The 3,191-nt window shown below is 32.9% G+C and carries 2 protein-coding genes; one reads left to right on the top strand and one right to left on the bottom strand.

The features are described from left to right. Positions 1-2,672, bottom strand: a 2,672-nt coding sequence (locus M2475_RS11300; RefSeq protein WP_277491636.1) for a leucine-rich repeat protein, incomplete at its 3' end; no start/stop codon positions are given. 175 nt (positions 2,673-2,847) lie between these two features. Between M2475_RS11300 and M2475_RS11295 the strand changes: the two genes are divergently transcribed. Further along, positions 2,848-3,191 (top strand): transposase (locus tag M2475_RS11295; RefSeq protein WP_277491634.1); only part of this gene is annotated, 344 nt, incomplete at its 3' end.

Genomic DNA, 3,191 nt, shown 5'->3' with positions numbered 1-3,191 from the left:
ATATTGCTTGCTGCACTATCTACTTCTGCTTGGGTTACATCTTCATTTTCTAATAATATTTTTGCTGCATCTACCGCTTCCATCAATGCTTCATAACTTGTTCTTGTATACATTGATGAATCTACTGCTTCTGCTTGGGCAATCAATTGATTCAACTCTTCTACATCTGCTTTTGCTACTAAATTATCTAGTGCTGATGATATCGCTAGCACTGACAAATCAACTTCGCTTTGCGTTACATTTTCATTTTCTACCAATGTTTTTGCAACATTTACCGTCTCTATTAATGCTTCATAACTTGATTTTGTATATAGTGATGCATCTATTGCTTCTGCTTGGGCAATTAATTGATTTAATTCACTAAAATCTACATCGTACACTGTAACCGTACAATTTGCCTTTTTCCCATTGCTTGTTGTAACTGTGATAACTGCTACTCCAACTTTTTTGGCTTCTAATTCTCCAAATTGATTAATACTTACGATATCACTAGCACTTGAATTCCAAGTCAATGATTTGTCATCGGTTGTATTAGAAGGGTTGATAGTTGCTATTAATGCATCTGTCTGTCCTTTTTTTATTCTTATTTCTTCTCTATCCAATAACACACTAACAATTGGAATATCTACTGCTGGCTCTACAACATTAACCTTACAATCTGCTTTTTTACCATTACTCGTTGTTACTGTAATTGTTGCAGTTCCTTTAGCAATCGCTTTCACATTACCATCTTGATCAACCGTTGCAAACTTTGTATTACTTGAAGTCCATACTAGGTTTTTGTTATCGGTTGTATCGCTTGGATTAATCGTTGCTCTTAAACTTTGCTCGCTTCCTTCTTCCATATTCAAACTTGTTGCATTTAAAGTTACCGATTTAATTTCACTAATTACTGTAACTTCGCAAGTTGCACTCATACCATTACTAGATGTTGCCGTAATAATTGATGTACCTGGTTTTCTAGCTGTCAGTTTCCCAGTTGAAGAAACCGTTACTACTTCAGTATTACTAGATGTATATTCAATCTTTTTACTATCTGTAGTGTTTTGAGGAGCAACACTAGCAATAACAGAATCAGATGAATCTTTTTTCATTGTTAGTGACTGTTTACTTATTTTAATGCTAGTAATTGGAATTTGAACATCATTCACATTCACAATACAACTATCTTCTATTCCATTCGTTGTTCTTGCCGTAATCGTTACTTGACCACTTGCCAGTGCACTAACCACTCCATTATTATCAACAGTCGCAATCGATGGATTACTTGAAGTCCAAGTCAACCTGTTATTTTCAACTATCGTATATGGATATAAAACAGCATTAAATGTATATTGCGAACCAACTTTTAAAGATAATTCCTGTGTGTCTAAATTTAATCCTGATCCTAAAAATTCAAATGGTAAAGGTTCTTTAAGGGCGTACGTATGCGCAGCTGAACCTTCCACAACAAGCAATACTACTTTTGGACAGTTTGAAAATACCCTACTACCTAATGTTATAACAGTAGAAGGAATAACTGCACTCTTTAAATTGATACAATCCGCAAAAGCTGTGGCTTTAATATTAGTAACACTATTCGGGATTACAATATTTTCCAAAGCATAACAATAACGGAACATATTAATTTCTATTGATTTTAAACTCTTTGATAACTTAACATATTTAAGCGAACCACAATCACTAAATGTAGCTTGCCCAATTGCTGTAACACTATCAGGGATTTCAATACTTTCCAAACTACTACAGCCACTAAATACATTTTCACCTAATGACTTAACATTATTTGGAATCACGATTGTTTTTAATGAACTACAGCCACTAAATACAGCATTACTAAGCATTGATAAAGATGTTGGTATATTTACTTCAGTAAGAGAACTACAGCCACTAAATGCAGAATATCCAATCGCTATAACGCTATTTGGTAACACTATTTTTTCTAAGCCTATACAATCTTGAAATGCACTTTGTCCAATTCCAGTAATTGTTTCAGGCAACTCTATATCCTTTAAATTGATACAACCACTAAATGCACTTGATCCTAGTGTTGTAACACCTTCTGGAATTACGATTTCTTCTAGTCGTACACAATCACTAAAACTACTCCCTCCTAGCGATGTAAGTGTAGATGGTAATTGAATATTTGTAAGATTACGACATCCTCCAAAAGCCATACCCGATAAAGATTCAACACCTTCTGGAATAATTACATTATCTAAACTTATACAATCATAAAAAGTTCCATATCCAATACTTTTAATATTGCTTGGAATTCTTACATTATTTAAACTATTACATCCACTAAATGCATTTTGTCCTAAAGATACTACACTATCTGGAATCACTATCTCCTTTAATTTCGTACACTGAGAAAATGCATAATTACCAAACGTAACAACCGTATCTGGTACAATCACTTTTTCTAAACCCTTACATTCTGAAAAAGCACCATAACCAATTTTGGTTACTTTATAGCCATCTAAAGTATCAGGAATTTCTAATTCTGTATCATCCCCAATGTAATTGGTAATCTCTGCTGTTCCATTACTAGATACTTCATAACTAAAATCACCACTTATCTTTGCAGCAATCATATTATCTTCTTGTGGAATCAACAATACTGAAAAAGCAATAACTACTGTAAGTATTATTTTTACAATCTTTCTCATAGGCTCTCCTCATTTCTTTTCATTTTCAGTATACCAAACACCATTTGGTTGTAAACGCTTTCAATAAATTGTGCAAAATTCCTGTTAATTATTACAATAAAAAAAGAAAATCACAAATGATTTTTTTGAACCGACCCCAAAAACTTGGAAAGCCAAGAAAGGAGTCGGTTTTTATATGAAACTAACAGAAGAAGACAAAATAAATATATATTACGAAAGAAAAGAAGGGGCATCATGGGCTATGCTTTCTCAAAAATATAATGTTCGTGTAGGTAACCTACATTACTATATAGATTTAATTGAGAGACATGGAATAAATATTGTCAAAAAGAAAAGAAATAAGGTTTATTCAAAAGAGTTTAAACTAGATTGTATGAATCGAGTTCTAATAATTGGAGAGTCATCTTATAGTGTATCTTTAGAGGTAGGACTCCCAAATATGGGTACACTTTCAAATTGGATTCGCTCTTATAAAGAAAACGGGTATAATATCATTGAGAGAAAACGAGGAATCCAATC

This window comes from Breznakia sp. PF5-3 (assembly GCF_029504745.1).
Taxonomy (GTDB): Bacteria; Bacillota_I; Bacilli_A; order Erysipelotrichales; family Erysipelotrichaceae; genus Breznakia.
Note: the sequence above shows the minus strand (reverse complement) of the source record. Positions and strands in the feature narration are given on the sequence as shown.